Genomic DNA, 4586 nt, shown 5'->3' on the forward strand with positions numbered 1-4586 from the left:
CGGACGTGGCACGCCTGCTGGCCGCCACTTCGGCGGGGCCCGTCCGCCGCGACGGCGTCTTCGACTGGGTCAGCGGCCCCGACGCGCAGGTGGAGGTCACCAGCGTCGACGGCGCCGTGCTGCCCGGCCAGATCGTCCCCATCCTCGACGTGCCGAGTTTGGCCGTCGCGACAGGCGCGGCCAACGTCCGCGTCGCGTTCGCGATCGGTGAATCGGCAGGCAGGCGGCGCGGCGGGCCCGCGTCCGCGGAGGTCAGGATCGACCTTGAAGGCGTGGATCGCGTTGGCGCACCCCTCAGGACGAGCCGCTACCTCCTCCACCCGGAGGGGCAGACCCCTCTGACGGCGCTCGGCGTCGCCCTCGGCGTCGAGCGGCTGCTCGGCCTGCGCGGCGCCCCCGTGCAGCCCGGTCTCCACACCCCCGAGGCGTTGATCGACCCCGGCTACGCGGCCGAGCGGTTGGCGGAGATCGGCGCCACCTTCACCGGCGCGCACGGCGGTCACTGACTCCGCCGATCGAAAGTCGCGGGCGGCGCATCCGTGAGATGACCTGGCTCATGATGGCCCTGTCAGGCACGGGCCGCGCCGCCGAGCTCGAGGGCACGGACGTCATGTGACACGCGTTCATCCAGCCCTAGAGCCTGTACGGAGTCGAGATCAGAGGGATTGCCCGCGCTCCGGCCTGCGTTCCGGCCTGCGTTCCGGCCTGCGTTCCCGGGACCAGGCGGCCGACCGTAAGACGCGCGGCTCTCGCAGCGGTCGCCCGGTCCGTCATGATCCGGATCTCAGCAGGGAGCGCAACGCGGTGGAACGGTGCGTCAATCGGCGTACAGGCTCTGGTCGTGCCGGGCGGAGACCGCCCGGCGTTCGGCCGCGTCGAGGGCGGGGGCGAGCGGGGCGAGCGCCGCGCGGAGCAGGCCGGGTAGCGAGCCGGACGGTACGACGAGCCCGCCGGCGACGGGCGACGCGGCGGCCGGCCTTTCCACCCACCGATCGAGCGCGACCCGGACCGCGGCGGCGACGCTCGCCGCGAGCACGCGGGCGGTGTCCCGATCGGCGTCGCCGAGACGGCCGGCGATCGCGTCGGTGAGGGGGTGTTCGATCGCGGCGGCGGCATCGACGAACGCCTCGCGCAGCGCGGGACGGGTGGTGATCAACAGCAGCGCGTCGCCGTCCTGTGCGCCGGGGTCGGTGTACTGCTCCACGATCGCGTCGGCGACGGCGTCGGCCAGGCGGACGCCGTCCGGGCGGGCGGCGATCGCCTGTTCACGGCTGGAGAAGTAGTTGTTGTAGGTCCTCGGCGAGACTCCGGCGGCCTCGGCTATGTCGTCGACCCGCACGTTGTCCGGCCCGTGTTCGAGAGCCAGACGCAACGCCGCCTCGCGCAACGCCTGCCGGGTGGCCTGCTTCTTCTGCTCGCGCAGCCCCGTCCGTCTTGCCGTCACCGTCCCACTGTCGCAGATTGCTTGCGCTCACGCAAACTTGCGTACACGCACTTTCTGTATAGTCTGAGGCCTCCAACGCGGCGGGAAGGCCGGCCTGCCATCGGCGGTGACGGCATCACGTGGTCCTCGGCCGCGCGTCTCACGACAAGGAGCGACACATGGGCACCACTGCGGCCGCCGCCGGCGGCGACTTCCTCCTGGGCGGCGACCTGCGGGTCAACCGCCTCGGCTTCGGCGCGATGAGGCTCGCCCTCGGCGGCTCCGCGCCCACCCCCGAGGCAGGCGTCGCGGTGCTGCGCCGCGCCGTGGAGCTCGGCGTGAACCACATCGACACCGCGGGCTTCTACGGCTTTGGCGACCTCCACGCGCACGAACTGATCCGGGAGGCGCTGTCGCCCTACCCGGACGACCTGGTGATCGCCACCAAGGTGGGTCCGCTTTTCGCGGGCAACATGGCACCCGCCGGCCAGGCCGGCCCCGATCGGCTGCGCGCTCTGGTGGAGGACGACCTGCGCCGCCTCGGCCGGGACCGCCTCGATCTGGTCTACCTGAGAGTGGGCGGTATGGGCCCGGCCGGCGGCGAGTCGATCGGCGAACGCTTCGCCGCGCTCGCGGAGCTCCGCCGCGAGGGGCTGATCCGGCACCTCGGCGTCAGCAATGTCGACGCCGCCCAGCTCGCCGAGGCACGATCCGTCGCTCCGGTCGCCGCGGTGCAGAACCACTTCCACATCCACCACGCGAGCGATTCCGGCGTCCTGGCGACGTGCGAGCGGGAGGGCATCGCCTACGTCCCGTACTTTCCGCTCGGCGGAGGCGGGCAGCGGATCGACCACGCTCGTCTCACGGGCGTCGCCACCCGCCATCGGGCGACCACCGCGCAGGTCGCCCTGGCCTGGCTGCTGGCCACGTCGCCGGTGACACTGCCCATCCCCGGAACCGGGTCCCTCGGCCACCTGACCGAGAACGTCGGCGCGGCCGGTCTCCGCCTCAGCGACGACGACCTCGCCGAGCTGGGCGGACGCGACCCGCGGGTCACCTGAGCGCGGCCGTCCATCGGGCCGGCGTGAGGCCGTAGGCCCGCTTGAACATGCGTGACATGTGCGCCTGATCGGCGAAGCCGGCGAGCTGGGCCGCCTCGGCCAGGGGCACGCCGTCGCGCAGCAGCCGGCGGGCCCGGTCGAGTTGCCGCATCGTGCGGAAGCGGGTCGGGCTGGTGCCGAACGCGACGCGGAACTGGCGTGCGACCGTCCACCTGTCCAGGCCCGATACCCGCTCGAACTCGGCGAGCGTGTGCCTGACCGCCGGATCGTCGGCGATCAGGTCGCGCACGCGGGTCAGCGCCTCAAGCGCCAGAGCGGGCCGCCCGCCCGGCCGCGTGGAAGAGTGGCGCACGAGCGTGCGGACGACCCGCAGCGTGAGCGTCAGCCGTTCGACGTCGTCGAGGGGCTCGTCGATGTCCCGCAGGCACGCGGCGAGTGCGGGGTCGGCCTCCCGCCGCCCGATCACGGGGTCGGCGACGAACGGCAGCGGTCCACCGCCCAGCGCCTCCCGTACGAGGCGGGGGTCGAGGTAGATGATCCGGTAGCCGAACCCCTCGTCGGTGCCCGCCACGCCGTCGTGCGGTTCGTCGGGATGCAGGACGTGCCACTCCCCCGGCAGGCAGTGCCGCGGCTCGCCGCGGTAGCGGAACGTCTGCACGCCCCGCAGCGTCACCCCGATCGCGTACGTGTCGTGGCGGTGGGTGGCGAACCCCTCACCCACCAGCGACGCCTCCAGCCGCTCGATGCCCTCCGCGCCGGAGCCGAACCGCAGCCGGTGGCCGGGCAGGGTCCCGCCGGCCGGCAGATGCCGGCGCAGGCCCGCGCCGGTGTCCGGTGATTCGTGCCGCACGCGCCGAGACTACAGGCGTCCGAGGCGGCCGTCCCGGGCCTGCCGGTGGCCGCGTCGGGGGCGTGTTGGCCGCGCGGGGCGTGAGGGACTAGGTTCGCGCCGTGCCCACCGACGATCATTCCTCCCCCTGCCTTCGGGTGTACGCCGTCTGCTCGGAGGTCCCGCCCGACGTGGTCGGCGGGCTCGGCCGGTACGCCGAGCGGATCATGGACGCCCTGCGTGACCGCGGCACCCCGGTCGTGGTCTTCGGGGCCGCCCGCCGGGGCTCGGCGCACCGGGCGGAACGCCGGGGCGACGTCACGCTGCACCGGCTGCCCACTCCCGGGTACGGCCTCGGGGGCGGCTCCCGCGTTCCCGCGCCGGTTCGCCGCCTGGCCAGGGTCGCCGGGCTCCTCGCGTTCAACGTGCGGGCGGCCGTCCGGATCCTGCGGGCGGAGGCGGGGCGGACGGGGGCGGTCGTCGCCGTGCACGACTGGATGGGCTGCCTCGCCGGGCTCCTGTGCGGGGTGCTGGGCCGGCTGCCGGTCGTGTTCCACGTCCACACCCGCGAGCTGAACGCGCCCGGCGAGCGGCGCCGATCGGCGTACGCCGTCCTCCTCGACCTGCTGGAGACGGCGCAGGCCCGGACGGCACGCCTGATCGTGGTGCCGAGCGCCCGGATGCGCGACGACCTCGCGGCCCGCGGCTGGCCTGCCGGGCGGCTGCTCGTCGTGCCGCACGGCTACGAGGACCCCGGCCTGCTGCGGCTGGCGGGGCTGCCGGGCCACGAGCGCGACCGGATCCGGGCGGAGGTGCGGCGCCGCCACCTGCCCGGCGGGCGGGGCCGGCTCGTCGTGTTCGCCGGGCGGCCGTCGCCGCACAAGGGGGTGCGTACGCTGATCCGGGCGGTGCCACGGGTCGTCGCCGAGCACGACGACACGCGGTTCGTGCTCGTCGGCGCCGCGGCGCCGCAGACCGACGACGCCGCGGCGGTGGCGCGGCTGGCCGGGCGGACGGGGGTCACCGCGCACGTCGTCGCAGGCAACCGTTTCCTCCCGCCCGACGAGGTGTTCGCGCACTTCCTGGCCGCCGACGTCTGCGTCTTCCCGTCCGTCTACGAGCCGTTCGGCCTGGTCGCCGTCGAGGCGATGGCGCTCGCCCGGCCGGTGGTGGTCGGGCCCGGCTACTCGCCGGAGGTCGTCGGCGACGGGGCGCTGCGCTGCGCGCGCGACGACCCCGCCGAGCTGGCCGGCGCTCTGCTGCGTCTCCTCGG

At 74.7% G+C, this 4586-nt stretch carries 5 protein-coding genes; 3 read left to right on the plus strand and 2 right to left on the minus strand.

What is annotated here, in order from left to right:
- The coding region (locus AB0J39_RS38245; RefSeq protein WP_363473913.1) for a hypothetical protein at positions 1-506 on the plus strand (506 nt) is incomplete at its 5' end.
- Between the two features lie 311 nt (positions 507-817).
- Here the strand turns inward: AB0J39_RS38245 and AB0J39_RS38250 are convergent.
- On the minus strand, positions 818-1444 hold the full coding sequence (locus AB0J39_RS38250; protein ID WP_363473915.1) for a helix-turn-helix domain-containing protein: 627 nt from the start codon (positions 1442-1444) through the stop codon (positions 818-820).
- 158 nt (positions 1445-1602) lie between these two features.
- On the opposite strand from AB0J39_RS38250, the gene AB0J39_RS38255 reads away from it, so the two are divergent.
- Positions 1603-2484, plus strand: a complete 882-nt coding sequence (locus AB0J39_RS38255) for an aldo/keto reductase (RefSeq protein WP_363473917.1) — start codon at positions 1603-1605, stop codon at positions 2482-2484.
- On the opposite strand, the gene AB0J39_RS38260 is transcribed toward AB0J39_RS38255, so the two are convergent.
- Entirely contained in the window at positions 2477-3334 is an 858-nt protein-coding gene (locus AB0J39_RS38260) for an AraC family transcriptional regulator (RefSeq protein WP_363473919.1), read from the minus strand. The genes AB0J39_RS38255 and AB0J39_RS38260 overlap by 8 nt on opposite strands.
- Before the next feature lie 101 nt (positions 3335-3435).
- On the opposite strand from AB0J39_RS38260, the gene AB0J39_RS38265 reads away from it, so the two are divergent.
- Positions 3436-4586 (plus strand): glycosyltransferase family 4 protein (locus tag AB0J39_RS38265; protein WP_363473921.1); only part of this gene is annotated, 1151 nt, incomplete at its 3' end.

The organism is Microbispora sp. NPDC049633 (assembly GCF_040675265.1).
Classification (GTDB): Bacteria; Actinomycetota; Actinomycetes; order Streptosporangiales; family Streptosporangiaceae; genus Microbispora; species Microbispora maris.